This window comes from Arthrobacter sp. LT660, assembly GCF_056172845.1.
The window spans coordinates 1,864,624-1,891,049 of the sequence record NZ_CM149651.1 but is presented as its reverse complement, the minus strand read 5'-3'; the positions used below and the strand labels follow the sequence as shown (position 1 = coordinate 1,891,049).

Genomic DNA, 26,426 nt, shown 5'->3' with positions numbered 1-26,426 from the left:
CCGGCCAAAGAGTCGGTCCAGCGGGACCATGCGTCGACAGATTTGATCCTTTTCCCGCCGCGGAGCGCACCCCATCGTGCGCCGCCGTCGCGGCGGAAGGCCGGACGCCTTCGGGGCGGTTCGGCGGAGCCTGTGAACACGGGCCCAGGCATTCCTCTTCTTCGGCGACAACGCGCGCCGAACCCGGTTGCGCGCAGCAACGACCGAAAGCAGCCATGAGCGCTTCCTTCACTTCCCTCGGCGTGCCCGCCGAATTGGCCAACGTCCTCGCAAGCCAGGGCATCGAGTCCGCCTTCCCGATCCAGGAGGCGACCCTCCCGTCGACGCTGGCCGGCAAGGACGTCCTCGGACGCGGCCAGACCGGATCCGGCAAGACCCTCGCGTTCTCGCTTCCGCTGGTCGCTCGGCTCGTTGCCAACCCGAAGCAGCGCCGTGCCCGCTTCCCCCGCGCCCTCATCATGGCGCCGACGCGAGAGCTCGCCACACAGATCAGCCGAGTGGTCATCCCGCTCGCCGAATCCGCGAAGCTCCGCACCGCAGTCGTGTTTGGCGGAGTCTCCCAGTCGCGCCAGGAAAAGGAACTCAACGCCGGCGTCGACATCCTCATCGCGTGCCCCGGCCGCCTCGAGGACCTGATGAACCAGCGCTGCGTCGACCTCTCGCAGGTCGAGGTCTCCGTCCTGGACGAGGCCGATCACATGGCCGACCTCGGCTTCCTGCCGGTGGTCAAGCGCATCCTGGACAAGACCCCGCGCGGGATCCAGCACATGCTCTTCTCCGCGACCCTGGACAACGGCGTCGACAAGCTGGTCCAGCGCTACCTCGACAAGCCCGTGACGCACTCGGTGGACGCCCCGCAGGCGGCCGTGAACACCATGGAGCACCACGTGTTCCTCGTCGACAACGACCTGAAGAAGGAGCTCGTCCGCGAGCTCGCCTCGGGCAGCGGACGCCGCATCATGTTCATGCGCACCAAGCACCACGCCAAGAAGATGGCCGTGTGGCTGTCCAAGTCGGGCGTGCCCGCGGTCGACCTCCACGGCAACCTGTCGCAGAACGCCCGCGACCGCAACCTCGCGGCCTTCTCCGGGGGAACGGCGCGCGTCCTCGTCGCCACGGACGTCGCCGCCCGCGGCGTGCACGTCGACGGCGTCGAGCTGGTCGTCCACGTCGACCCGCCGGCCGAGCACAAGGCGTACCTGCACCGTTCGGGCCGCACGGCCCGCGCGGGCAGCGACGGCACCGTCGTGACCATCGCGACGCCGGACCAGCAGGGTGACGTGCGTTCGCTCCTGAAGGCCGCCGGCCTCAAGGTTCCGTTCGAGTCGGTGACCCCGGATTCCGAGGCCGTCGCCGCCGTCGTCGGCAACCGTGCGGCCGAGGTCGCCTACGTGGCGCCGCAGGCACCCGTGCAGCAGCGCCGCACCCGTGGCGGGAACGACGCCGGCGCCGGCGCCTCGGGCGAGCGCTCGGGCCGCGGACGCGGCGGCCGTGCCCGCCAGGGTGCCGCCGAGGGCGCGGGTGGACGCTCCGACGTCCGTTCCGGCGGACGCTCCGAGGGGCGTGGGGACCGCGACGTCGCCCGCCGCCAGGGAGCGCCGAAGTCCGGCCCCGCGGGCAACCGCGGGGGACAGAAGTCGGCCGGGGCCACGGGCGGACGCCCGGCGGGCACCCGCCACACGACGGCCTCGCAGGGGGCCGCAACGCACCGTCCCGCCGGTGCGGGCCCGAGCCGCGGCCTGGGCAACACCATCGGGGACGCGCTGGGGCAGAACGGTGCGGCCGCCGCGACCGGCGCCGCACGTTCGGGCCGCTCGCGCGGCGGCCGCCGCGCCACCGCGCCGCAGTCCAACCAGAAGGACTAGCAGTCCCCGCGGAGGGGGCGACCCCTCCGTGGCTCCGGCAACGCAGGGTCCGATCCATCCGGCCGAAAGCCATCGCACGGCTCCCGAGGGAGTCCGCGACTAGCCGGAACGGACCCGCACGCGACGGCGGGCGACACCATGAAGATGGTGCCGCCCGCCGTTTCCGCGTGCGGAGGGTGCCTTGGGTTAGCTGGAGGACGCGGTCTGGTACGTCGACTGGATCACGGAGCCCCAGTAGGGCCCGTACATGACGTCGGAGATGCTGTAGCCGTAGCTGTTCACGGAGTTCTGGTAGCCGTCCGAACCGGTGCCGATGAACCACGGACCGCCGGAGGATCCGCCGGTCATGTCGCAGGGAATGCCCTGCGAGTTGAATTGCGGGTTGTATGGGTCGTCGCTGGCCGCGCCGGTGCAGGAGACCAGCGACTGGCCGTCGAACGGGTTGGCGGCCGGGTAGCCGAATGCCTTGTACGTGAGGCCGCGGTCGGCGTTGAACTGCACGCCGGAGGCGCCGACCGTGTCCGTCAGGCTGGCGCCGTTGACGGGGGAGACCACGGCGAAACCGGTGTCGTACGCCATGTCCCCGGAGCCGCTCCACTGGCTCGGGGCGTGCAGCGATTCCGCGGCCCACTGGCCGTAGGGTGCGCGGCCGTCCTCGTAGGCGGGAACGAATGTGAACTTGGTGGCGAACTCGCCCGGTCCGGAGTTCAGGCAGTGGCCCGCGGTGGAGACGGTGCCTTCGTTGGCGGAGGCCACGGAGTTGCCGGAGCAGACGTAGTTCTGTCCGTCGAGCGTGAAGAAGACCTTGCCGATGTGGCTAACGGGGGTTTCGTCGGCGTGCAGGCTTTGCTTGCCCTTCCCGTTTCCGTTGCCGGGGCCACCCTTGGCCTTGAGGCCGCCCACGCGCTCCTCCAGGCCCTTGGCGACGTGCTCGGCCGCGGTCGCGGCCTTGCCGAGGGACTTCTGTGCAAGGACGTCGGCCGGAATGGCGTTGCGCATGCGCTCAGCGGTCCAGTACCCGCCGGCCTTCTCGGAGGGGGCGACCGTGTGGCTGACGACGTCGGACCCGCCGGACGGTGCGGCTTGCGCCGGAATGCCGGCGGCCAGCGAGGTGACGAGCGCGGCCACGGCGGCGATGCCGAGGCCCAAGTGTTGCTTTCCCATGGGAAACCCTTCTCGTATGCAGGCGGCGACGGAGGTTCCATCGCCGTGTGTGGTGAAGAACCTACCCAGTGGGACATTTGTTGTAAAGGCCTTGCTTGACAGTCAACATTCCGCCGGTTCTTGTGAAATAGCCGCCCGGGAAAACCCGGCCCTCCAAGCCCGGTGGGCCGCGTGGGCGCCGGGGCAGAAACGTACTTGAGTCGGGTTCACTCAAGTGCGAATTGACATCGAATGCGGCATGCGTAGACTTGAGTGCAGAACGCTCAAGCCAGAGGTTGGCCGGGCGGATACCAGCAAGTTTTCCAAGGAAAGAAGGAAACACCATGTCACGTGCCGTAGGCATCGACCTCGGAACCACCAACTCCGTCGTGTCCGTTCTGGAAGGCGGCGAGCCCACCGTGATCGCCAACGCGGAGGGCGCGCGCACCACCCCCTCGGTGGTCGCGTTCTCCAAGTCCGGCGAGGTTCTGGTCGGCGAAATCGCCAAGCGCCAGGCCGTCAACAACATCGACCGCACCATCGCCTCGGTCAAGCGCCACATGGGCACCGACTGGTCCGTCGAGATCGACGAGAAGAAGTACACCGCGCAGGAAATCTCCGCGCGCACACTGATGAAGCTCAAGCACGACGCCGAGTCGTACCTCGGCGAGAAGGTCACCGACGCCGTCGTCACCGTCCCGGCCTACTTCAACGACGCCGAGCGCCAGGCCACCAAGGAGGCCGGCGAGATCGCGGGCCTGAACGTGCTGCGCATCGTCAACGAGCCGACCGCGGCCGCCTTGGCCTACGGCCTGGACAAGGGCAAGGAAGACGAGCTCATCCTCGTGTTCGACCTCGGCGGCGGCACGTTCGACGTTTCCCTCCTCGAGGTGGGCAAGGACGAGGACGAGTTCTCCACCATCCAGGTCCGCTCCACCTCCGGCGACAACCGCCTCGGCGGCGACGACTGGGACCAGCGCGTCGTCGACTGGCTGCTCGCGCAGGCCAAGTCCAAGGGCGCCGACCTGTCCAAGGACAAGATCGCCCTCCAACGCCTCAAGGAGGCCGCCGAGCAGGCGAAGAAGGAGCTGTCCTCCGCGACCAGCACCAACATCTCGCTGCAGTACCTCTCCGTCACCGCGGACGGTCCGGTCCACCTGGACGAGCACCTCTCCCGCGCCAAGTTCCAGGACCTGACCAAGGACCTGCTGGAGCGCACCCGCAAGCCGTTCAAGGACGTCATCGCCGAGGCCGGCATCAACGTCTCCGACATCCACCACGTGGTTCTCGTCGGCGGCTCGACCCGCATGCCCGCCGTCGTCGAACTGGTCAAGGAGCTCGCCGGCAAGGAGCCCAACAAGGGCGTCAACCCGGACGAGGTCGTCGCCGTCGGCGCGGCGCTCCAGGCCGGTGTCCTCAAGGGCGAGCGCAAGGACGTCCTGCTCATCGACGTCACCCCGCTGTCCCTCGGCATCGAGACCAAGGGCGGCGTGATGACCAAGCTCATCGAGCGCAACACGGCCATCCCGACCAAGCGCAGCGAGACGTTCACCACGGCCGACGACAACCAGCCGTCGGTGTCCATCCAGGTGTTTCAGGGCGAGCGCGAGTTCACCCGCGACAACAAGCCGCTGGGCACGTTCGAGCTCACCGGCATCGCGCCGGCCCCGCGCGGCATCCCGCAGGTCGAGGTCACGTTCGACATCGACGCCAACGGCATCGTCCACGTGTCCGCCAAGGACAAGGGCACCGGCACCGAGCAGTCCATGACGATCACCGGCGGCTCGAGCCTGTCCAAGGAGGACATCGACCGCATGGTGCGCGAGGCCGAAGAGCACGCGGCCGAGGACAAGCAGCGCCGCGAGGCGGCGGAGACCCGCAACCACGCGGAGCAGACCGCGTACTCCGTGGACAAGCTGATCAAGGACAACGAGGACAAGCTGCCCGAGGACGTCAAGACCGAGGTCCAGACCGACGTCGACGCGCTGAAGGTCGCCCTCGAAAGCCAGGACAACGACGACGAGGTCAAGGTGGCGTACGAGAAGCTGCAGGCCTCGCAGACCAAGCTGGGCGAAGCCATCTACGCCCAGGCCCAGTCCGAGTCGCCCGCCGGCGAGCCCGGAGCCGAGTCCGGGGCCGGGGCGTCCGACGCCGCGGACGAGGACATCGTCGACGCCGAAGTGGTCGACGAAGAAGAGAAGAAGTAAGGCGGTAGTGCCCATGCCGCACCACGGCAACGAGGAGGAGCACGGCACCGAAGAACCCGTGCGCTTCACCGACAAGCGAAAGATCGACCCCGAGACCGGCCAGGTCCGCGGCCAGGACGACGCCGGTTCGCCTCAGGAGGGTGCCGAGGCACCCGTCGGGGGCCACCACGAGGACCTCACGCCGACCGACGAGGCCCACGACTCCGAGGACGCGCTCGCGCAGGCCGAAAGGATCCTGAACGAGGTGTCCGCGGAGGACGCGGAGGCCCCCGCCGAGTCCGGCGGCCTCGAGGCCGAGTTGCGCAACGACCTGCTGCGGCTGCAGGCCGAGTACGTGAACTACCGCAAGCGCGTCGAGCGCGACCGGGAAGCGGTTCGCGAACTCGCGGTCCAGTCCGTCCTGTCCGGGCTGTTGCCCGTGCTGGACGACCTGGACGCGGCACGGCAGCACGGCGACCTCGCGGACGGCCCGTTTGCGTCGATCGCGAACAAGCTGGACGGCATCCTCGCCGCCCAGGGGCTGGAGCGCATCGCCGAGGCCGGCGTGGCGTTCGACCCGCAGATCCACGAGGCGCTGATGCAGCAGCCGAACGCGGAGATCCCTGCCGAGCACGTCGGCATGGTCCTGCGTCCCGGCTACCGCAAGGGCGACCGCGTGATCCGCGCAGCCCAGGTGGTCGTGTCCACCGGCGAGTAGCGACGGCGGACAACAGATAGGGCCCGGGTGGGCCGGGGCACATGCCCCGGCCCGCCCGAACCGGCAGAAATGCACCAAGGATTTTGAGAGGAGGCGCCCGATGGCAAGTCAGGATTGGGCCGACAAGGACTTCTACGCCATTCTCGGCGTCTCCAAGGACGCGAGCGACGCCGACATCAAGAAGGCGTACCGCAAGCTGGCGCGCCAGCACCACCCGGACACGAACTCGGGGGAGGCGGCGTCCGAACTGCGGTTCAAGGACATCACGGAGGCGCACTCGGTGCTCTCCGACCCCGAGGAGCGCCAGCAGTACGACGCGATCCGAGCCATGGGATCCGGAGCCCGCTTCACGGCGGGCGGTCCCGGCGGGCACGGGCAGGGTGCGGGATTCGACGACATGTTCGGCAACCTCTTCGGGGGACCGGGCGGACCCGCGGGGGCCCGCGGTCGCGGTGGATTCCCGCAGGGCGGTTTTCAGTCCGGACAGGTGCCGCCGGAGTTCGCGGACCTCTTCGGCGGCGGCGGTTTCGGCGGCGCCGGCGGGTACCAGCAGGCCCCCCGCAAGGGCGCGGACCGCACGGCGAGCACGACCATCTCCTTCGCCGGCTCCGTCAACGGGACCACGATCGGGCTGCGCGAACCGAGCGGCGAGGTGATCGACGTCCGGGTTCCCGCGGGGATCAAGGACGGACAGACGGTCCGGGTCAAGGGCAAGGGCCAGCGCGGACAGGCCGGCTACGGCGACCTCATGGTGAAGGTCTCCGTCAGGCCGCACCCGTTCTTCATCCGCGAGGACGCCAACATCCGCATCCACGTGCCGGTGACGTTCCCCGAGGCCGCACTGGGCGGCCAGATCGAGGTGCCGACACTGACCGGCGAGACGGTCAAGGTCAAGGTTCCCGCCGGGTCCGCCTCCGGGCGCACGCTGCGCCTCAAGGGACGCGGGATCAAGACGTCCAAGGCCACCGGCGACCTGCTGGTGACGATCGACGTCGTCGTACCGCAAAAGCTCGGCGGCGAAGCCGAGGCGGCCGTCAAGGCGTTCGCCGAGGCCACCGCGGACGCCGATCCACGGGCCGGTCTGGCCGCCAAGGCGGTGCTGTAGCGCCCATGATGCCGGACCGGTTTGTGCCCATTTTCGTCATCTCCGTTGCCGCGGAGCTCGCCGAGATGCACCCGCAGACCCTCCGCCAGTACGACAGGATGGGCCTGGTCTCCCCGTCGCGGCAGCGCGGCAAGCAGCGTCGTTACAGCCAGCACGACGTCGACCTCCTCCGCGAGGTGCAGCGCCTTTCCAAGGACGGCGTCTCGTTGGAGGGCATCCGCCGCGTCCTCGAGCTCGAGAACCAGGTCGCGGCCCTGCGGGCCCGCGTGACCGAGCTGACCCAGGAACTGGACGCCACGCGGTCCGGCCGGCGCAACGCCGAACTCTTCCGGGTGTTCGCGGCGGGCGCGGGCGGCGACGTCGTCCCCCTGGCGCGCGGCAAGCGCCCCCGCGGACGCAGCCAGGCCGTGGTGGTCTGGCGGCCCCAGCAGTAGGGGGTCCGGCCGTGCCGGTGCCCACGGGCTACGCGGAGCTGTGCGACGCGGCGGAGGCGCGCCTGGACGTCCTCAAGGGGCGGCGGGACAGCCTGCCGCAACGGCACAAGGCCGCCATCGACGGGGTGGTCCACGCGTTGCGGCCCTCGTCCATGGACGCCGCGATTCCGCGCCGCCGGCTGCTCTACCTGGACCTCGCGGGGCCAGAGCCGCTGGCCGCCGTCGCGGTCGGCAACTTGGACACGGCCACCCATGTGACCTGGCAACTCTCCGGCGCGGGGATCCGGGCGACGACGGCGATGTGGGGCACCACGCGCGAGGCCGGGCAGCTCCTGCTCGAACAGCGGTTGGTGGGGGAGCCGGACCCGGCGGTCGTCGCCTGGCTCGCCTATCCCGCCCCGGGCCTGCTGCGGGCGGTTTTCAACCGGACGGCCCGCGCCGCCGTCGAACGTTTGGCCCACGATCTGCGCCGCTACGCCCGGCTGCGGCCCGACGCGCCGCGCACCGCCATCGAGGCACACTCCTACGGGGCCACCCTTGCCGCCCACGCCCTGGAGCGTCTGGCCGCGCAGCCGGACGGCCCCGGCACGCCCCGGATCCGGGTGGACGTCCTGGCGACGACCGGCTCCGCCGGAGTGCCGCGGCAGCTGGCCTTGGAACCGTCCCTGATGGGGCTCGCCGGCGATGCCGTGTTCGAAGGCGTCGCGGCAGACGACTGGCTGGCGCGCGCCGGGCGCGCTTTGAGCGGACGGGCCCTCGTGCCGGGCCGCGGTTTCGGCGTCGACGGCGCGGCGGACCTTGGCCTGTTGCCGGTCACCGGCCACAACACGTCGCGGTTCGTGCCCGGGGCGCACCGGGCCAGCCATGGTTACCGCGACCCGGGAACGCAGTCGTTGCGGAACCTGGCCCTGGTCACCACGGGCCGCGAACCGGTGGGCGCGCGGCCGGCCAGCCGTAGACTGTGGCCATGACGGGGTACGCAATGGACTTGGCCACCTTCGCGCCGGCGGGACAGCGCTGGGTGTTGACCTACGGAATCGACCTGCCGGTCAACCGCTGGGACGCCTGGATCGCGGTGACCACCCGGGACGGGCTGCGAGACTGGTTTCCGGCCGCCATCGTGGGCGAGTGGACGCCGGGGCGCGACCTCGTTTTCACGTTCCCCGCCGAACCCGACGCGGAGCCGATGCGCGGCGAGGTCGTCGACGTCGAATCCGGCAGCAGCCTGGCCTTCCGGTGGGAGACCGATTCCCTGCGCATCGCGCTTCAGGAGTACGACGCCGGAACGCGCCTCGTGTTCGCCGCCTCGCTCGACGATCGGGGACGGGGCGCGCGCGACGGCGCGGGATGGCACGTCTGCCTGGCCAACCTGCGCGAATCGGTCGGCGGATACGTCGAGGACGCCGACAAGGACTGGAAGCCGTTGTTCGACGCGTACGCGGCCAAATTCGGCCCGGAGGCCGCCACGGCGTTGCCCCCGCAAGCGGCCGGCTAACCTCGCGCGAGGCCGACGAGCGGAGGACCTAGGCCGTGCGCCGGTAGGCCAGGTCGAAGACCAGCCGTCCGGCCTTCAGCGCCTTCCCCTCGAAGCTGGTGAGGACGCGTTCGTCGAAGCGCGGAGCCCAGCCGCCGCGTTCGTCCGTGAACTCCGATTCGCCCTCGTGCCCTTCGAGTCCGCCGCGGCGCACCCGCGTCAGGGTTCCTTCCGGGCCGGCGTCGCCGCCCGGGTGGAGGTTCTCGAAATCCGCGGAGGAATCCAGCGTTTCGCGCATCTGTTCGGCGTAGTTGGACCAGTCGGTGGCCAGGCGCCACGTGCCGCCGGGCGCCAAGACGCGCGCAGCCTTGTCCGCGAACGACGCCTTCACCAGACGACGCTTGTGGTGCCGCACCTTGTGCCACGGGTCGGGGAAGAACACCCACAGTTCGTCAACGGAGCCGGGGCGCAGCATCACGTCCAGGACCTCCGGGGCGTTGGCCTGAACGGCCCGGACGTTGGTCAGGCCCTTTTGCTCGATCCGCACCATCAGTTGCGCGAGGCCGGGGCGGTACACCTCGACGGCCAGGAAGTCGCGTTCGGGATGCCGTTCGGCGGCGTCGGCCACGGCCTCCCCGAGCCCGGAACCGATCTCCACGGTCAGCGGCGCAACCCGTCCGAACGCCGCGGCGGCGTCGAAGCCGAAGTCCGCGTGGACCGAGGTGTCGGCGTGGTGGCGCGGGACCTCCAGCAGGAATCGGCCGGACTGGCGCTCCCAGGCCTCCTGGCGCCTGCCGTGCAGGCGCGTTCCGCGGCGCACGAACGAGACCGGTTCGGTGCGGTAGTAGCTCAGGTCGTCGACGGCGCGCCCGCTTTGCGGCGGCTTGGGGTCGTGGGTGTCCATTGGATCAAGATTAGCCGTCCGCGGCGGCGAGGACGTGCGCCCGGGTGAGGAACTCCTTGATCAACGGGCCGCCGGTTTCGGCCCCGGAGGTTCCCGTCTCGACGAAGGCGGCGACGGCCAGATCGCCTTGGACGGCGATGACCCAGGTGTGCCGGAGGTCCTCGGTCCCGTCGCCGTATTCGGCCGTTCCGGTCTTGGCGGCGACCGCCGGCCCTGGCACGTCCTGGAGTTCGGTGACGGTGCCGTGGTCTACGGTGCCGCCCATCATGTCCAGCAGTTGGGCGGCCTCGTCCTCGGTCAGGGGGGCGGACGGTTGCCTGGCGGCCGCGGGGGCGGGGTCCTCCACGATCCGCGGGGAGACGGTTGCTCCGTTCGCGACCGAGGCCGCCACCGTGGCCATGCCCAGCACGGAGGTCTCCACCACGCCCTGCCCGATCATGTTGGCGGCGTGCGTGGTGCCTGTGGAGTCCGCCGGAACGGACCCGAGGAAGGCCGGCGCGCCCGCGCTGGGTTCCTCCGCGAGGCCCAGCGATCCGGCCGCCTCGGCGACGGTTGCCATGTCCACCTTGTCGCTGGCCTGGATGAACACGGTGTTGCAGGACTGCGCAATGGCCTCGGACAGGGTGATGGTGCCCAAGCCCGCCTCCGGGTATCCCGTGTAGTTCTTGAAGCTCCGGCCATCCAGGACGGTGGTCTGCGGGCATTCGACCTTGCTTTGGGACGTGTAGCCGGAACGCAGCATCGCCAGCGCGGAAACCACCTTGAACGTGGACCCGGGGGCATACCGGCCGATCATGGCCGTGTTGTAGGAGTTGCTCTGGGGTCCGCTGGCGGCGGCCAGCACGGAGCCGTCCGACGGTCGCAGTGCGACGATCCCGCTGGGCGAGTCCGGCGCGGAGACGATGTCCTCCGCCACGCTCTGGAGGGACGGGTCGAGCGTTGTCTTGATGGCCTCGCCGTCCACCGCCGGTCGGCTGAACAGCTGGCGCGGTTCCCCGGCCGCGTCGGCGCCCTCGGCCGCATTCGGCTCCGCGCTGGTGTCGCCCCCGGAGTCCCCCGAAGGCGCCGGGGCCGTCCACACTGACAGGCCCGGTGTCCCGGCCAGACGCTCGTCGTAGGTCGATTGGATTCCCGACAGCCCGGCCGCGTCCCCGGCGGACAGCCTGCCCTCGGACTTCTCGACGAGCTCGGCCGACGCCGGGCCGACCGTGCCCAGAATGGCGCGGGCGAACGTCCGGCTCGGTGCGAGTGGCAGTTCGTCCGGAATGGCCCGGCCCCCCGGGATCTCCGCGACGTCGGCTTCGGTGATCGCCAGGGAGTCGTCATCCCGGAGCACAATGCCTTCGACGAACGCCCTGTCGCCAGCGGCCTCCACGCGCTGGGCGAAGTCCTGCGCGTCGATGTCCACGAGCCCGGCCAGGGCCTGGGCGCTGGCGGCGGCCGAGCCGCCGTCGAGCCGGCTCTTGTCGATGCCCAGGCGCAACACCGGGCGGTTGGTGACCAGGACGTCGTCGTCGGCGCCGAGGATGTCGCCGCGTTCGGCGGTCGCCGTGCGCAGCCGGAGCGTCTCGCCGTCGCGGAGCCCCTTCACGGCCACGTCCGGGGCGAAGCGCGTCTCCCAGGCTTCCGCCTCCGTGTTGTATTCCAGCGTGGCCTCCGTGGTGTAGGACCAGTCCTCCTCCGAATCGTCGACATCCCACACGCTGCGCAAAGTCGCCGTCGCGGTGGCCGGCCCGTCGTCGTCGGGCCGCCCGTCGATCGCCACCGATTCCACCGTTACCGTCCGGGGCACGTCGGTCAGTGGGCCGTAGGCGAGCTCGAGCGCGTCGGTCGCACCCGCGCCGTCCCCGCCCACGACCGGAACAGCCGACAGTTCCGCTTCGACCAGACCCTGTGCCAGTGCCGCTGCGGCGGGCGCGGGATCCGGCGCCTGCTCGCTGCATGCGGCCAGCGACGAGGCGAGGAGCAGGAGGACGACGGCGGTGATGGACCGGGGGGTGGGGGTCATGCACCCATTATGTCCATTAATTGGGGGGGACTTCCCGATGGCGGGTCCGCGGCGCATGCGGGAGGATGGTTCCATGAACGGACCGCTTGCCATCATCCTCAATGTCATCTGGCTGCTGTTCGGCGGAATCTGGTTGGCCCTCGGGTACTTCCTCGCCGGCATCGTGTGTTGCCTCCTGATCGTGACGATTCCGTTCGGGATCGCCTCGTTCCGCATCGCGAGTTACGCCCTCTGGCCGTTTGGCAGGACCATCGTGGACCGGGGCGGCCGGACCGGGGCCTTCTCCACGATAGGCAACGTCATCTGGATCCTCGTGGCGGGCCTCTGGATTGCCATCGGCCATGTGGTGACCGCCATCCCGATGTTCGTGAGCATCATCGGCATTCCGCTGGGCATCGCCAACCTCAAACTGATCCCCGTGTCGTTGGTGCCTCTCGGCAAGGAGATCGTTCCCTCGGTGCAAGGTCCCTTCGGGGCGCCGGCGATGGCACGGCGCCGCTGAGCGACGCCGGCCGCCACGATGTCCCGGCGCGTTCCGGAATAGTTTCACCATGCAGGACCTCGTCAATTGACATCCGGTGGCAATGAGAGCCGGTGCGGCTGGCTCAAGGACCGTTTCGGTGTGTCCTGGCAGGTGGTGCCGCGCCGGCTGACCGAGCTGCTCGCCGGCGGGGATCCCGAGGTGTCCCGCCGGGTCGTCGAGGCGTTCATGCCGATGCGCAAGCTGGATCTGGCAGTCATCGAGACCGCAGCGGCGGGATAAGCCACCGTGCGGCCCTTCGCCGTCGGAATAATCCGCGCTGCACTAAAGTTGAGCGATGTAGACTCAAGTCCGACACCGACTGTTAGCGCAGAGAAAGGGAACCGTCGTGGACTCCAAATTCACCACCCAAAGCCAAGAGGCGCTTTCGGCCGCCGGAATGAACGCCTCCACGGCCGGAAATCCGCAGATCGAGCCGGCGCACCTGCTCAAGGCGCTGATGGACAAGCGCGAATCCATCGCCGTGGCGCTCCTGCGGGCAGCCGGAGTTGATCCCGACGTCGTCTCCGCGCAGGCCAGCGCTGCCATCAAATCGCTGCCGGCGTCGTCGGGCACGTCCGTGGCACAGGCGCAGTTTTCGCGTGGGATGCTGCAGGTCATCGCTTCTGCCCAGCAGGAGACGGAACGGCTGGGCGACACCTATGTCTCGACCGAGCACCTGCTCCTGGGACTGGCCTCGGACACCGGGGCGGCGGGCTCCGCGCTCCGCGGGTCCGCGGCCAGTCCCGAGGCGCTCCGTGCGGGCCTGCCCGGCATCCGTGGAGACCGCAAGGTGGACAACCCGGATCCCGAAAACACGTTCCAGGCGCTGGAGAAGTACGGCACGGATCTCACGGCGATCGCCCGTTCAGGAAAGTTGGACCCGGTGATCGGCCGCGACGCCGAAATCCGCCGCGTGGTGCAGGTGCTTTCCCGCCGCACGAAGAACAACCCGGTACTCATCGGCGAGCCCGGCGTCGGCAAGACGGCCGTGGTGGAGGGGCTCGCCCAAAGGATGGTCGCCGGCGACGTTCCGGAGTCGCTGCGGGGGAAAACCCTCATCGCCCTGGACCTCGGCTCGATGATCGCCGGGGCCAAATACCGTGGCGAGTTCGAGGAGCGGCTCAAGGCCGTGCTGGAGGAGATCAAGGGATCCAACGGCCAGATTGTCACCTTCATCGACGAGATCCACACCGTCGTCGGCGCAGGGGCCTCCGAGGGGGCCATGGACGCCGGGAACATGCTCAAGCCCATGTTGGCGCGTGGCGAGCTCCGGCTCATCGGCGCCACGACCTTGGACGAGTACCGGAAGAACATCGAAAAAGACGCCGCCCTCGAGCGCCGCTTCCAACAGGTGTACGTCGGCGAGCCGTCGGTCGACGACACCATCGGTATCCTGCGCGGGCTCAAGGAGCGGTACGAGGCACACCACAAGGTCTCCATCGGGGACTCGGCGCTGGTGGCCGCCGCGACCCTGTCCAACCGCTACATCGCCGGGCGCCAGCTGCCGGACAAGGCGATCGACCTCGTCGACGAGGCCGCCTCCCGGCTGCGCATGGAAATCGACTCGGCACCCGAGGAGATCGACCAGCTCCGCCGGTCGGTCGACCGGTTGAAGATGGAGGAGTTGGCGCTCGCGAAGGCCACCGACGAGGCATCGGTCGACCGGCTGGAGGCGTTGCGGGCGGATATGGCGGACAAGACGGAGGCCCTTGACGGCCTCAATGCCCGCTGGGAGTCGGAGAAGGCCGGACTCAACCGCGTTGGCGACCTCAAGTCGCGTATCAAGGAGCTTCGTTCCGATGCCGAGGTCCTCCAGCGCGACGGCCATCTGGAGCAGGCTTCGCGCTTGTTGTATGGAGAGATCCCCGAGCTGCAGCGCGAGCTGGAGACCGCGCAGGCCGCGGAACAGCAGGGTGGGGACACGGAGCTGATGGTTTCGGAGGAGGTCACGGCCGACGACATCGCGGAAGTGATCTCCGCGTGGACCGGCATTCCGGCCGGTCGCATGTTGCAGGGCGAAAGCCAGAAGCTGCTGCACATGGAGGAGTTCCTCGGCAAGCGGTTGATCGGCCAGGAAAAGGCCGTCGGCGCGGTGTCCGACGCCGTCCGCCGGGCCCGCGCCGGGATCTCGGATCCGGACCGGCCCACCGGTTCGTTCATGTTCCTGGGGCCCACCGGCGTGGGAAAGACGGAACTGGCGAAGGCGCTCGCTGATTTCCTGTTCGACGACGACCGGGCGATGGTCCGCATCGACATGTCCGAATACTCCGAGAAGCACTCGGTTTCGCGGTTGGTCGGGGCCCCTCCCGGGTACGTGGGCTACGAGGAGGGCGGCCAGCTCACCGAGGCCGTCCGCCGCCGACCCTACTCCGTGGTGTTGCTGGACGAGGTCGAGAAGGCGCACCCGGAGGTCTTCGACATCCTGCTTCAGGTGCTCGACGACGGCCGGCTCACCGACGGCCAGGGCCGCACCGTGGACTTCCGCAACGCCATCCTCGTGCTGACGTCCAACCTCGGTTCGCAGTTCCTGGTGGATCCGGCGCTGGAGTCCGAACACAAGAGGAGCGCCGTCATGAACCTGGTCAACGCCTCTTTCAAGCCGGAGTTCCTCAACAGGCTCGACGACGTGGTGATGTTCGATCCACTGTCCCTCGACCAGCTGGGGAACATCGTGGACCTCCAGGTCGATGCGCTGGGCCGGCGGCTGGCTGCCCGTCGCCTGACGCTCAGCGTCACAGAGGCGGCCAGGGAGTGGCTGGCGTTGGCCGGCTACGATCCCGCCTTCGGCGCCCGGCCGCTGCGTCGCCTGGTGCAGCGCGAGATCGGCGACCGTCTGGCCAGGGAACTGCTGGCGGGGACGATTGCCGACGGGGACGGGGTACTGGTGGAAGCCGTGGACGGTGGAGGGCTCTCCGTCAGCCGGCAGTAGGTTCGGCCCGATGCTGCGGACGGACGGCTAGGTGCTCCGGGCGCCGTTCGGGAGCAGGGACTGGCTGACGGTGCCCTCGGACAGCGCCAGGAAACAGGCGACGCTCCGGTCCCCCTCGGACCACGTGCCTTGGGACGGACTGCTGAATTCGTAGTTCCATGCCCCGGCGGAGAGCGCGGCCGGGTCGAGGGTGATGGCCTTGCAGGCGGCCTCGGCCTTGGTCGCGGTGCGCTCGTCGCCGGGGTAGGGGGCGTCGTCGAGCTCCGCGACGCCGATGAGCTGGGCGGTGTGGGGAGTGCGACACGTGACAATGGTCGCCTGTTCTAGTGGGCCGGTGAAGCCCGTCAGGCAATCGCCGATCTCGAACTGGGACGCCGGTGCGTTGCGGGCGATGATTCCGTCGATGCCCGGATCCGAGTCCCGCACGACTTCCGACGGCGGTGCGGGCGTCGGCGTGGCGGCGTCCATGAGTTTTCCGGTGCCATAGACCAGCATCAGGACAATGCCGACGGCCCCGATGACCATCCACACCGGGGACAGGCCGAAGCGGTGGCGGGTCTCGGTGTTCGCCGATCGTGCGGGCTGGTACGGGGAGGGCTCCGGCGTCACTGGGTCGACCACAACGGCTCCCTGTCCTTGATGTCTCGTAGGGGGCATTTGCCTCAACTCTAGTCGTCCGCGGAGCCCCGCCCGCGGAGTGCGCCGAGACGGCGATTGGGGCCGAATCATGTTAACCTAGAAGCACGAAAGAATCAGTCGCATATTCCGGGGCCTCTACCTTGTAAAGGTGGACCACCTCCGGATCTACCGAAAAAGGGGGTCACGCCATGGGGCGCGGCCGTCAGAAGGCAAAAGCAACTCGGCAGGCCAGGGATATCAAGTACTATTCCCCGGCCACTGACTTGTCTGCCCTCCAGCGCGAGCTTGGGAACACCCGCGGACACGCCGGTACCCAGGCGACGCATGTCGAAGAACCGTTCGAGCCGGATTATTCGGACTACGGCGACAAATACTCGGATGACGACGACGAGGACGATCAGCGCCGCATCGGCTGATCACACCCGGACACTCCGAGCGTGGATTTCGCGGATCTTCCCATAGCCAACGCGCACCGCGCGGCCATTCGCTCCATCGAGCGCGTGGTGGGAGAGACCGCGGCGCCACAGGACCCGCTCACCGCCTTGGCCGGCATCGCATCGATGCTGTCCAACGGGCCGGTGCTGCTCCTGACCGGCGCCGGCGTCTCCACCGATTCGGGCATTCCGGACTACCGGGGACCCAACGGGTCCCTGCGCCGACACCGGCCGATGACGTTCCAAGAGTTCCAACACGATCCCGCGGCACGGCACCGCTATTGGGCGCGCAGCTTCGTCGGCTGGCGGCACATGGCCAAGTCGGAGCCGAATACCGCGCACCATTCGGTGGCCGAGTTGGAGCGCTTGGGGCTGCTCAGCGGCGTCGTGACGCAGAATGTCGATGGATTGCACGTCCGCGGCGGTTCCCGGGTCGTCGTCCCGCTGCACGGGGACCTGGACACCGTGATGTGCCTGAGCTGCGGTTTCGTCGAGGACCGTGCGGAGCTCGACACCCGGCTGGCCGTGGCGAATCCCGGTTTCGTCGAGCGCATCCGCCTGGATCCCGCGCTGGTCAACCCCGACGGCGACGTCACGCTGGACCAGGCCCACGTGGACGAATTCACCATGGTAGGCTGCCTGTCCTGCGGTAGCGTCGAACTGAAACCCGATGTGGTGTATTTCGGTGAGAGCGTCCCGGTTCAGCGGAAGGCCGACGTTCGTGAACTAGAAGACAAGTCCACCGGTCTGCTGGTGGTCGGCTCGAGTCTCGCGGTGATGAGCGGCTACCGCCTGGTGTTGGACGCGGAGAAGTCCGGCAAGCAGATCGGCATCATCAACGGCGGCCCCACACGCGGGGACGCCAAGGCGACGTGGCTGTGGCGCACGCGAGTCGGCCCCGCACTGGACCAATTGCTCTCCGTCGTCGAAGCCGGTCCGGCGAATCCCGCCGGCTAGGCCGCGGAGAGCTCCCACACGAGAACCACGCGCCGTCCCCGAGGGTCCCGGGCATCGCCACGTGCAGGTCCGCCAACCCCGAATCGCCGTCCACCAGGAACACGGGCACCATGCCATCTCGTCCGAATGCGGCGTCTTCGCCGATGTCCGCCGTGAAAGCGTGGTTCCCGGAGAGCGAGGTGCAGGTCCGGCGGCACAGCGTCCCCGTGTCCTCTTCGGACTCGAAGCGCAAAATCGTCGCGTGCAACGGCCGGCGGGTGCGCACAAACGCCGTTCCCTCCGTGAGCCGGGAGATGAAGACCACCAGAACGTAGCTTCCCATGTGCCTAGTCTGCCGCGGCGGATTCCGGCAGGACAGGCCGCGGGCCCGGCACCATCCAGGATGCCGGGCCAGTGGGGGACTGCGCTTGATTATCTAGGAGGCGTAGGCGCCCCGAAGCAGCACGGCGCCACCGTCGACGCCCTTGGCGCCCTGGACGAAGTCCGGCCCGGCCGAGGCGCCGGAGGGATCGACAGCGCCGACCGTGCCCATGACCCAGGAGGCGACTCCGCGTTCGTTCAGGCGTGCCAGCGCGGCGTCCGCGGCGGACGCCTCGACGATGGCGACCATGCCCACGCCCAGGTTCAGCGTGCGCTCCAGATCGGGTTGCGGAACCCCTCCGAGCTCGGCGACGAGCTTGAAGATGGCGGGCAGCTCCCACGTGGAGCGGTCGATCGTGGCCATGAGACCCTGCGGGAGAACGCGCGCCAGGTTGGCGGCCAGGCCGCCTCCGGTGACGTGGCTGAAGCCGTGCAGGGGGGCCGCGCCCGGGACATTCAGGGCGCGGATCAGGTCGAGGCAGTCCGCGGCGTAGACCTTGGTCGGCACCAGCAGTTCCTCGCCGAGCGTGCGCCCGAACTCGGAGACCTCGCGGTCAAGTGCCCATCCGGCGTGGTTGATGACGCGGCGGACCAGCGAATAGCCGTTGGAGTGGATTCCCGAGGAAGCCATCGCGATGACCACGTCCCCCGAGCGGACGCGTTCGGGGCCGAGCAGCGCGTCGGCCTCGACGACGCCCGTGGCGGCGCCGGCGACGTCGTACTCGTGTTCGCCGAGCAGGCCCGGGTGTTCGGCCGTCTCGCCGCCGACGAGTGCGGTGCCCGCGATGGTGCACGCCTCGGCAATTCCGCGCACGATGTCCGCGATGCGCTCCGGAACCACCTTGCCGCACGCGATGTAGTCGGTCATGAACAACGGTTCGGCGCCGACGACCACGATGTCGTCCACGACCATGCCCACCAGGTCGTGGCCGATGGTGTGGTGGATGTCCATGGCCTGCGCGATCGCGACCTTGGTGCCGACGCCGTCCGTCGAGGTGGCCAGCAGGGGTCTGGTGTACGTGAGCAGGCGGGACGCGTCGAACAGGCCGGCGAAGCCGCCGACGCCGCCGAGCACCGAGTCGTTGTGGGTGGCCTTGATGGCACCCTTCATGAGTTCGACGGCGCGGTCCCCGGCTTCGACGTCGACGCCGGCGGACGCGTAGGTGATGCCGGTCGGTTGCTCGGGCGTGGAGGAAGTCATGAGGCAGGCGTCCTTTACTTGGTGCTGGGGGTCTTGTCGGCGGGGGTGAGCGATGCCTCGAATTCGGCGTCCGGTCCCGGGTCGCAGCCGTCGCTGCTGTCCATCGACCGCTCCAGCAGGTTCTTTCCCAACCGGTCGGACGTGGGCAGCTTGATCGGGTACTCGCCGGTGAAGCACGCCGTGCACAAGCGCTCGCGCGGCTGTTCGGTGGCCTCGATCATGCCGTTTTGGGAGATGTAGGCCAGGGAATCGGCGCCGATCGACGCGGTGATCTCGTGCACGGCGGCACCGTTGGCGATCAGCTCCGCGCGGGAGGCGAAGTCGATGCCATAGAAGCACGGCCACTTGATCGGCGGCGAGGAGATTTTGACGTGTACCTCGGCCGCGCCGGCCTCGCGCAGCATCCGCACCACGGCGCGCTGCGTGTTGCCGCGCACAATCGAGTCGTCGACGACCACCACGCGCCTGCCCTTGATCACGGGCTCCAACGCGTTGAGCTTCAGCCGGATGCCGAGCTGGCGGAGCGTCTGCGAGGGCTGGATGAACGTGCGGCCCACGTAGGCGTTCTTCACGAAGCCGTGGGCGAAGGGAATGCCAGACTCCTCCGCGTAGCCGATCGCGGCGGGGGTCCCGGACTCCGGGACGGGGATGACGATATCGGCCTCTGCGCTGTTCTCGCGGGCCAGCTGGCGGCCCATCTCCACGCGGGACTCGTAGACGGATCTGCCGTTGATGGAGGCGTCCGGGCGGGCCAGATAGACGTATTCGAAGACGCAGTGCGCGGGGGTCGCCGGAGCGAAGTGGCGCGAGCGGATGCCGTCTTCGTCGATGGCGATGAGCTCGCCCGGCTCGATCTCGCGGATGTAGCTGGCGCCGACCGTGGCGAGGCCGGACTGCTCGGAGGCGACCACCCAGCCGCGCGAGAGCCGCCCGAGCACCAGGGGGCGGACGCCGTGGGGGTCGCGGGCCGCGTAGAGCGTTCCCTCGTTCATGAACACGAAGCAGAAGGCGCCCTGGAGCTTGGGCAGCAGTTCCATGGCGGTCTCTTCGAGGGAGGTGCCCTCCTCTCCGCGCATGAGCGCGGTGACCAACGCGGTGTCCGTGGTGTTGCCCTGCGCGAGCTCGCCGCGGAACTTGGCGCCCTGCTCGGCGACGACCATGTCCATGAGCTCGGCGGAGTTGATCAGGTTGCCGTTGTGGGCCAGGGCCACCGTTCCCTCGGACGTCGCGCCAAGGGTCGGCTGGGCGTTGGCCCAGTGGCTCGCCCCGGTGGTCGAGTAGCGGCAGTGGCCAACCGCGATGTGGCCGGTCATCGAGTTCAGCGTGTTCTCGTCGAAGACCTGGGAGACCAGGCCCATGTCCTTGTAGACGTTGATGCGCTGGCCGTCGGAGGTCGCGATGCCCGCGGACTCCTGCCCGCGGTGCTGCAGCGCATAGAGGCCGTAGTACGCCAATTTGGCGACGTCCTCGCCGGGGGCCCACACGCCAAAGACACCGCATTCGTCCTGCGGGCCCTTTTCGTTGGGCAAGAGATCATGAGAAAGCATTCCGTCACCACGCGCCATGGGGTCCATTCTCTCACGGGGCGACGGGGTGCGGCGCATTCGGGTAGGTCCTAGCGTTCCTCTGGTTCGTCCACCGGCACCGCGGTGGTTCGGCGGTCCCGCTTGGATGTCACGCGGTCCACGATGAGGTAGGTGACGCATCCCACCAGGACGCCCGCGATCCCGTAGTAGACGGAGAGGAAGCCGGCGACCGTGTTGCGCGTGAACTCGGCGCTCTCGGGGCCCGTGAAGGCGGAGACGATGGCGACCAGGATCCCGAGTGCGGCGCCCATTCCGACGAACGGCCAGAACTTCGGCGCGCGCCGCAGTCGGACCTCGACGGAGCCGTTCGGCGGGACCGGCCGGGGGGTGTGCTGGGGGTCCTGCTGCGGTGAATCCATGCCTAAAGTTTACCGAACAGGGGCAGGTGCGCGGACAGGTCCGCCCGGAGGCCGGAGGCGCCCACCGCGCCGGATCCGCGTGCGTCGTCCCACGACGCGGATCCCGTCGCCAGCGCCAGCCAGGTCTGGGCCGGCATCTCGACGACGTTGGGCGGCGTTCCGCGGGTGTGCCGCGGACCCTCCACGCACTGGGCGACGCCGAACGGCGGCACGCGGACCTCCACCGAATTCCCCTCCGCCACGGCCGAGAGCTCCTCGAGCGCGTACCGGACCGCCGTCGCGGTGACGTTCCGCGGAAGCGCCGGACGGTCCGCGGGCGCGGCCGCGAGCCAAACGCGGAGCGCCCCACGGCCCGCCTCGGCGGCGATCCGGCGTCGTACACCCATCCTGCGTCTCCCCGCCGCTAGTCCAGCAGTTCCATCACGGGGGCGGCCAGGCGGATGCTGCCCACGCGCACCCCGCCGCCGAGGATCGGCTTCACGACGGATTCGAGCACCGGAGCGACGCGACCGACGTCGATGGCGCCGGCGTTCGCCAGCAGGGTCAGGCCGACGAGCGTGGCGCCGCGGCCGTTGCCGTCGAGCATCTTGAGGGTGCAGGCGTGGCCGGACTCCGTGCCCAGCATCAGCACGCCCTCGGCGCCGAGCTTGGCGATGACGCCGAGCTCCTCCATGACCACCGTGTTTTCCTCGCCGTGGCCATGGACGGCCCACGGGTAGTCGAGCATGGCCGTGGCGATCGTCGCCGCGCGCGCATCGGCGTGCTTGTTGCCCGGGGACTTCGCGAGCCGCCCGGCGGCGCGCGCCAGGCCGCGCAGGGAGATCGCCGGGACCGGGGCTCCACAGCCGTCGACGGCCAGGTGGGCGATCTTTTCGCCGGCGTAGTCCTCGACGACCTCGACGACGCGGCGTTGCAGGGGGTGCTTGGGATCCAGGTAGGTGGTGGTGTCCCAGCCGTTCTCGGTACACGCCCACAGGAAGGCCGCGTGCTTGCCCGAGCAGTTGAAGGCCAGACGGGATTTGCCGTGCCCGCCGCGCACCAGCTCGTTGCGGGTTTCCTCGCGTCCGGGCCACGCCTCGGGGCATTGAAGGTCCGCCTCGGACAGCCCGGCCTTGGCCAGCATGGTCGCGGCCAGGTCCATGTGCTCGCGGCTGCCGACGTGGCTCGCGCAGGCCAGCGCCACCTCGGCGCCACGCAGCGGGACACCGGACTGCATCGAGGCGAGCGCCTGGAACGGCTTCAGCGAGGAGCGCGGCAACACCGGCGCGTCGATGTCCCCGAGGGCCGCGACCACGTCGCCGTCGCCGTCCAGCACGACGGCGGAGCCGCGGTGCCGCGACTCGATGAACCCGTTGCGCTCGACGAAGGCAAGGTCGACGGCGTCCGCCGAGGAAAAGGTTTCTGGCATGCCGACCAGTCTAGTGACTTCCGGGCTCCACGGGCTCGGCGGAGGGACCCCGGGACAGTATCGCGACCAGGAAATCGGAATCGGCAGCCAGCGGACGCAAGTCCCACGTCGAATACGTGGCGTCCACCGCCAGCGACGCGCGGGCGGCGTCGTCCAGGAACGCGTCGAAGTCGTAGCCGCGTCCGGCGCCGAACGCCACCACTGCGCGCCCGTCGACCGCCAAACGGGAGGCGAAGCCGGCGAGGACTTCGGGGGCCGACCCGGGGGCGAGGAACGCCATGACGTTGCCGGCGCAGACGATCAGGTCGAAGGGGCCGTGGGGATCCGCAACGGGGGGTTCGCCGGCGCGGTCCGCGGGGGAGCCGGCGGCCAGCACGGCGTCCAGCTCGGTGAGGTCGCCGACCAGCCAGCGTCCGTCGGGGTGGTCGCGTTCGGCGGCGGCGACCAGAGTGGGGTCGACGTCGACGCCCACCACCCGGTGCCCGCGCCGTGCCAGCTCCCCGCCGACGCGGCCGGGACCGCAGCCGGCGTCCAGGATGCGGCTCCCGCGGGCTGCCATCGCATCGATCAGCCGGGCTTCGCCGTGCAGGTCGGCGCCCTCGTCGCGCAGGGCCGCAAACCGGTCGATGTACCACTGGGAGTGCCCGGGATTCTCACGGACCTTGGCTTCCCACAACGTTTCCTTGCGCACGGGACCAGCGTAACGCCCCGGCGCCGGGCCGTGCGCCCCGGTAGGCTGGGGGATCGTGAAGGTACTCGTTATCGGCCCCGGTGGCCGCGAACACGCAATTGTCCGTGCGTTGCTGGCAGACCCCTATGTCTCCGAGGTGCACTGCGCACCCGGGAACGCCGGGATCGCCGCCGACGTCCCCGTGCACGCCATCGACGCCCAGGACCCCGCGGCCGTCGTCGCGTTGGCTCGCGGGCTCGGTTCCTCCCTGGTGGTGGTGGGCCCGGAGGCCCCGCTGGCCGCGGGCGTCGCCGACGCGGTGCGGGCGGCGGATATCCCGGTGTTCGGTCCGTCCCGGGCGGCCGCGCAGCTGGAGGCCTCGAAGGCGTTCGCCAAGGAGGTCATGGCCGAGGCCGGCGTGCCCACCGCCATGGCCCGTGTCGCCGAGAACGCGGGGGAGGCCGCCGACGCGCTGGATGCCTTCGGGCCCCCCTACGTCGTGAAGGACGACGGCCTGGCCGCCGGAAAGGGCGTGGTGGTCACACAGGACCGCGCCGAGGCGCTCGCCCACGCCCAGGCCTGCTTCGCCGCCGGCGGCACCGTGGTGATTGAGGAGTTCCTCGACGGACCGGAGGTGTCGCTGTTCGTCATCTCGGACGGCAAGCATGCCGTCCCGCTAGCGCCCGCGCAGGACTTCAAGCGCATCCACGACGGCGACGCCGGCCCGAACACCGGCGGCATGGGCGCCTACACGCCGCTTCCGTGGCTGCCGGAGGGATTCGTCGACGAGGTCATGGAACGCGTCGCGTACCCGACCATCCGTGAAATGGAGTCCCGCGGGACTCCGTTCGTGGGCGTGCTCTACTGCGGCTTGGCGATCACCGGTCGCGGCATCCGCGTCATCGAATTCAACGCGCGCTTCGGGGACCCGGAGACGCAGGCCGTTCTGGCCCGGCTCAAGACCCCGCTCGGCGGTCTGCTCATGGCCGCGTCAACGGCGTCGCTCGACGACGCCGAGACGTTGCGCTGGCGGACCGAGTCCGCCGTCGGCGTCGTCCTCGCGTCCGCGAACTATCCGGACAAGCCCGTGGTCGGGGACCCGATCTCCGGGCTCGAGGACGCCGCCGCGTTGGAGGGCGTCAGCGTCCTGCACGCCGGAACGGCAAGGAACGACGCCGGAGAGGTCGTCTCGGCGGGCGGTCGTGTCCTCGCCGTCGTCGGCCTGGGCACGGACCTGAACGCCGCGCGGGACGCAGCCTACGCGGGGATGGACCTGATCACCCTCGAGGGTGGCCAGCACCGCGGTGACATCGCGCTCAAGGCAGCGCGGGGCGGGGCGCTCTGATGGCCGGTCTCGACACGCAGACGCGCGAGTTGCCGGGCTGGACCCACGTCTACTCCGGCAAGGTGCGCGACCTCTACGTCCCGGCCGGCTCCACGCAGGCGGACGCGGATCGCGTGCTGGTGGTCGCCAGCGACCGGATCAGCGCCTACGATTACGTGCTCTCCTCCGAGATCCCGGACAAGGGCAAGGTCCTGACGCAGCTGAGCCTGTGGTGGTTCCGCCAACTGGAGGGGATCGCCAACCACGTGATCTCCACGGATGTTCCCGAGGCCGTCGCCGGCCGGGCGATGGTGTGCCGCAAGCTGGACATGTTCCCGATCGAATGCATCGCCCGCGGCTACCTGACCGGCACGGGCTTGCTGGAGTACCGCGAGTCCCGGACCGTGTGTTCCCTGCCGCTGCCCGAGGGCCTCGTCGACGGATCGCGCCTGCGGCCGGCGATTTTCACCCCTTCGGCCAAGGCGGAGGTGGGGGAGCACGACGAGAACATCTCCTACGCCCAAGTTCAGGAGCGCATCGGCGCCGACGCCGCCGGGGAACTGCGGCGGCTCACGCTGGCGCTCTACACACGGGCCGAGGAGATCGCCCGCGAACGCGGAGTGATCCTCGCCGACACGAAGGTGGAATTCGGGATCGACCCGGACAGCGGGAAGATCACGCTCGGCGACGAGGTCCTGACGCCGGACTCCTCGCGGTTCTGGGACGCGGAGGCCTACGCGCCGGGCCGCGCGCAGCCGTCCTTCGACAAGCAGTACGTTCGCGACTGGTTGACGGGTCCCGAGTCCGGTTGGGACAAGGCCTCCGGCCAGGAGCCGCCGGCTCTGCCCCCCGACGTCGTCCGGCGCACCCGAGCGCGCTACGTGGAGGCGTACGAACGCATCACCGGGGAGCGCTTCACGGCCTAACGCCAGGAGAGGCGCAGCCGGCGGTTCCTAGCGGTTCGCCGAGCGGATCTCGGTCGCGAGCTCGATCGCCAGCGAGGCGCGGTCCGGGGACCCCGCGGAGGCGAAGGCCGTCTGGGCGGTGGCCAGGTGCGCCAGCGCGTCCTTGCCCTTGCCGGTGGCGACGAGGCAGCGGGCCGTGAGCAGGTCGACTTCGCCCTGCAGGTGCTGCGAGAGGGCCCCGCGTTCCTCGTCCACCGGGCCGAGCTGCTCCAGCGCCTCGGTGGGTTGCCCGTTCAGGTGCAGCCAGCGGGCGCGGATCAGGCGCAGCTCCAAAGCTTCCGCCGGGTTGCCGCCGATGACGCTGAGGGCGAGTTCGGCCTTCTCGATGCACTCCAGCGTTTCCGCCTCCACCACGCCCGCGGACAGCCGCATGGAGGCGGACGCCTTGTTGAACCGGGCCCACAGTTCGATGTCGCTGGCCGGCAGCAGCCGCTGCGCCGCGAGTTGGTGGTTCGCCAGTCCGGAGGCGATGTCCTGGCGCTTGAACGCCACGTTGCCGATGGCCCAGTACGCGTTGCCGGCCGTCTGGCTCGGCGAGCCGGACGCGACCGCCTCGGAGAGCGTTTCGCAGGTCTTCCAGGCCTCGTCCAGTTGGCCCGATTCCGCCAGCGAGGCGATGAGCGAGAAGAGCCCGCCGATGTAGATGAGCGAGTCGCCGGGGAGGTCCTTCCCCAGTGCGACGGCGGTGAGCGCGTGGTCGACGGCGATGTGTAGCTTGCCCAGTCCCAGGTAGGCGTTGGCGACCAGCGTCTCGGCCCGGACCTTCAGGGCCAGCGACTCGTCCGTCAGCGGGTGCGCCAGGACCTCCTCCGCGGCGGCGCGGTATTCGTCGTGGCGGCCCTGGTCGCGGAGCGACTCGGCGCGGAGGAACATCATGTTCCACCACGCGCTGGAGTTCTTCAGGCGCAGGGCGACGGCGGCCGCCTCCGTGGCCGTGGCCTCGGCGTCGGTGTATTCGCGGGCCGTCCAGGACTGCCGCGCGCGGTGCTCCAGTAGCACGAATTCGGCCTCGTCGGCGGAGACCGGCGTGTTCCAGGACTCCATGACCTCGCGGTCGATCTCCAGCCGGCCGGACAACTCCGTGATGATGTCCGCGGTCGGTTCGCGGCTACCGGTTTCCAGAAGGGAAATGTAACTCGTCGAGTACTTGCCCGCGCCCAGCTGCGCCTGCGTCAGCTTCTGTTTCAGACGCGCGTGGCGGAGTTTCTCTCCGAATTTGATGCCCAATGGTTCC

At 69.7% G+C, this 26,426-nt stretch carries 25 protein-coding genes; 14 read left to right on the top strand and 11 right to left on the bottom strand.

Features of this window, described 5'->3' with window-relative positions:
- Positions 1-215 precede the first annotated feature (215 nt).
- A complete protein-coding gene (locus AC0QSG_RS08765; protein WP_435727283.1) occupies positions 216-1,865 on the top strand; it encodes a DEAD/DEAH box helicase in 1,650 nt (549 codons plus the stop codon).
- A 186-nt stretch (positions 1,866-2,051) separates the two neighbouring features.
- Here the strand turns inward: AC0QSG_RS08765 and AC0QSG_RS08760 are convergent, their stop codons facing one another.
- Positions 2,052-3,029, bottom strand: coding sequence for a trypsin-like serine peptidase (locus AC0QSG_RS08760; protein ID WP_475375091.1), 978 nt, complete (start codon positions 3,027-3,029; stop codon positions 2,052-2,054).
- A gap of 323 nt (positions 3,030-3,352) precedes the next feature.
- Here AC0QSG_RS08760 and dnaK point away from each other — a divergent pair, with 323 nt between their 5' ends.
- From dnaK to AC0QSG_RS08730, 6 genes are all read left to right on the top strand, one after another.
- A complete protein-coding gene (dnaK, locus tag AC0QSG_RS08755) occupies positions 3,353-5,215 on the top strand; it encodes a molecular chaperone DnaK (RefSeq protein ID WP_475375090.1) in 1,863 nt (620 codons plus the stop codon).
- A 13-nt stretch (positions 5,216-5,228) separates the two neighbouring features.
- The gene (locus AC0QSG_RS08750) at positions 5,229-5,912 is read left to right on the top strand and encodes a nucleotide exchange factor GrpE (RefSeq protein WP_435727280.1); all 684 of its coding nucleotides are present in this window, start codon (positions 5,229-5,231) and stop codon (positions 5,910-5,912) included.
- Between the two features lie 100 nt (positions 5,913-6,012).
- Positions 6,013-7,017 (top strand): DnaJ C-terminal domain-containing protein, encoded by a 1,005-nt coding sequence (locus AC0QSG_RS08745; protein WP_435727279.1) that lies wholly within the window; start codon positions 6,013-6,015, stop codon positions 7,015-7,017.
- 5 nt (positions 7,018-7,022) lie between these two features.
- Positions 7,023-7,451 (top strand): heat shock protein transcriptional repressor HspR, encoded by a 429-nt coding sequence (locus AC0QSG_RS08740; protein WP_435727278.1) that lies wholly within the window; start codon positions 7,023-7,025, stop codon positions 7,449-7,451.
- A gap of 11 nt (positions 7,452-7,462) precedes the next feature.
- The gene (locus AC0QSG_RS08735) at positions 7,463-8,422 is read left to right on the top strand and encodes an alpha/beta hydrolase (protein ID WP_475375089.1); all 960 of its coding nucleotides are present in this window, start codon (positions 7,463-7,465) and stop codon (positions 8,420-8,422) included.
- A complete protein-coding gene (locus tag AC0QSG_RS08730; RefSeq protein ID WP_475375088.1) occupies positions 8,419-8,946 on the top strand; it encodes an SRPBCC domain-containing protein in 528 nt (175 codons plus the stop codon). Before AC0QSG_RS08735 ends, AC0QSG_RS08730 begins: the two co-directional genes overlap by 4 nt.
- A gap of 28 nt (positions 8,947-8,974) precedes the next feature.
- On the opposite strand, the gene trmB is transcribed toward AC0QSG_RS08730, so the two are convergent.
- Together trmB and AC0QSG_RS08720 are read right to left on the bottom strand one after the other, a co-directional pair.
- On the bottom strand, positions 8,975-9,829 hold the full coding sequence (gene trmB, locus AC0QSG_RS08725; protein ID WP_475375087.1) for a tRNA (guanosine(46)-N7)-methyltransferase TrmB: 855 nt from the start codon (positions 9,827-9,829) through the stop codon (positions 8,975-8,977).
- Between the two features lie 10 nt (positions 9,830-9,839).
- Positions 9,840-11,837, bottom strand: a complete 1,998-nt coding sequence (locus AC0QSG_RS08720; RefSeq protein ID WP_475375086.1) for a penicillin-binding transpeptidase domain-containing protein — start codon at positions 11,835-11,837, stop codon at positions 9,840-9,842.
- Positions 11,838-11,910: 73 nt separating this feature from the next.
- Between AC0QSG_RS08720 and AC0QSG_RS08715 the strand changes: the two genes are divergently transcribed.
- The 3 genes from AC0QSG_RS08715 (at position 11,911) to clpB (ending at position 15,289) form a co-directional block, all read left to right on the top strand.
- Entirely contained in the window at positions 11,911-12,339 is a 429-nt protein-coding gene (locus tag AC0QSG_RS08715) for a YccF domain-containing protein (protein WP_475375085.1), read from the top strand.
- Between the two features lie 120 nt (positions 12,340-12,459).
- Positions 12,460-12,600, top strand: a complete 141-nt coding sequence (locus tag AC0QSG_RS08710) for a hypothetical protein (protein ID WP_475377351.1) — start codon at positions 12,460-12,462, stop codon at positions 12,598-12,600.
- A 106-nt stretch (positions 12,601-12,706) separates the two neighbouring features.
- Positions 12,707-15,289, top strand: a complete 2,583-nt coding sequence (gene clpB / locus AC0QSG_RS08705; RefSeq protein ID WP_475375084.1) for an ATP-dependent chaperone ClpB — start codon at positions 12,707-12,709, stop codon at positions 15,287-15,289.
- 27 nt (positions 15,290-15,316) lie between these two features.
- On the opposite strand, the gene AC0QSG_RS08700 is transcribed toward clpB, so the two are convergent.
- Positions 15,317-15,910, bottom strand: a complete 594-nt coding sequence (locus tag AC0QSG_RS08700) for a septum formation family protein (protein ID WP_475375083.1) — start codon at positions 15,908-15,910, stop codon at positions 15,317-15,319.
- A 206-nt stretch (positions 15,911-16,116) separates the two neighbouring features.
- On the opposite strand from AC0QSG_RS08700, the gene AC0QSG_RS08695 reads away from it, so the two are divergent.
- Both AC0QSG_RS08695 and AC0QSG_RS08690 read left to right on the top strand, forming a co-directional pair.
- Positions 16,117-16,344 (top strand): DUF3073 domain-containing protein, encoded by a 228-nt coding sequence (locus AC0QSG_RS08695; protein WP_435727269.1) that lies wholly within the window; start codon positions 16,117-16,119, stop codon positions 16,342-16,344.
- Positions 16,345-16,365: 21 nt separating this feature from the next.
- Positions 16,366-17,319, top strand: coding sequence for a Sir2 family NAD-dependent protein deacetylase (locus AC0QSG_RS08690; protein ID WP_475375082.1), 954 nt, complete (start codon positions 16,366-16,368; stop codon positions 17,317-17,319).
- Between the two features lie 415 nt (positions 17,320-17,734).
- On the opposite strand, the gene purM is transcribed toward AC0QSG_RS08690, so the two are convergent.
- Genes purM through AC0QSG_RS08660 form a run of 6 tightly spaced genes read right to left on the bottom strand, consistent with a single transcriptional unit; the run spans position 17,735 to position 22,924 of the window.
- A complete protein-coding gene (purM, locus tag AC0QSG_RS08685) occupies positions 17,735-18,880 on the bottom strand; it encodes a phosphoribosylformylglycinamidine cyclo-ligase (RefSeq protein WP_475375081.1) in 1,146 nt (381 codons plus the stop codon).
- A 14-nt stretch (positions 18,881-18,894) separates the two neighbouring features.
- Positions 18,895-20,445, bottom strand: coding sequence for an amidophosphoribosyltransferase (gene purF, locus AC0QSG_RS08680; protein ID WP_475375080.1), 1,551 nt, complete (start codon positions 20,443-20,445; stop codon positions 18,895-18,897).
- Positions 20,446-20,495: 50 nt separating this feature from the next.
- Positions 20,496-20,825 carry a hypothetical protein gene (locus AC0QSG_RS08675; RefSeq protein WP_475375079.1) on the bottom strand — a complete coding sequence of 110 codons (330 nt, stop codon included), beginning with the start codon at positions 20,823-20,825 and terminating at the stop codon, positions 20,496-20,498.
- A gap of 2 nt (positions 20,826-20,827) precedes the next feature.
- The gene (locus tag AC0QSG_RS08670; protein WP_475375078.1) at positions 20,828-21,211 is read right to left on the bottom strand and encodes a sterol carrier family protein; all 384 of its coding nucleotides are present in this window, start codon (positions 21,209-21,211) and stop codon (positions 20,828-20,830) included.
- 17 nt (positions 21,212-21,228) lie between these two features.
- The gene (locus AC0QSG_RS08665) at positions 21,229-22,233 is read right to left on the bottom strand and encodes an asparaginase (RefSeq protein ID WP_475375077.1); all 1,005 of its coding nucleotides are present in this window, start codon (positions 22,231-22,233) and stop codon (positions 21,229-21,231) included.
- A 10-nt stretch (positions 22,234-22,243) separates the two neighbouring features.
- Positions 22,244-22,924, bottom strand: coding sequence for a class I SAM-dependent methyltransferase (locus AC0QSG_RS08660; protein WP_475375076.1), 681 nt, complete (start codon positions 22,922-22,924; stop codon positions 22,244-22,246).
- 55 nt (positions 22,925-22,979) lie between these two features.
- On the opposite strand from AC0QSG_RS08660, the gene purD reads away from it, so the two are divergent.
- Both purD and AC0QSG_RS08650 read left to right on the top strand, forming a co-directional pair.
- Entirely contained in the window at positions 22,980-24,248 is a 1,269-nt protein-coding gene (gene purD / locus AC0QSG_RS08655) for a phosphoribosylamine--glycine ligase (RefSeq protein WP_475375075.1), read from the top strand.
- Entirely contained in the window at positions 24,248-25,153 is a 906-nt protein-coding gene (locus AC0QSG_RS08650; RefSeq protein ID WP_435727260.1) for a phosphoribosylaminoimidazolesuccinocarboxamide synthase, read from the top strand. The genes purD and AC0QSG_RS08650 overlap by 1 nt, the downstream gene beginning before the upstream one ends.
- A 27-nt stretch (positions 25,154-25,180) precedes the next feature.
- On the opposite strand, the gene AC0QSG_RS08645 is transcribed toward AC0QSG_RS08650, so the two are convergent.
- Positions 25,181-26,419: a helix-turn-helix domain-containing protein gene (locus AC0QSG_RS08645; protein ID WP_435727259.1), complete on the bottom strand. Its 1,239-nt coding sequence runs from the start codon at positions 26,417-26,419 to the stop codon at positions 25,181-25,183.
- Positions 26,420-26,426 lie beyond the last annotated feature (7 nt).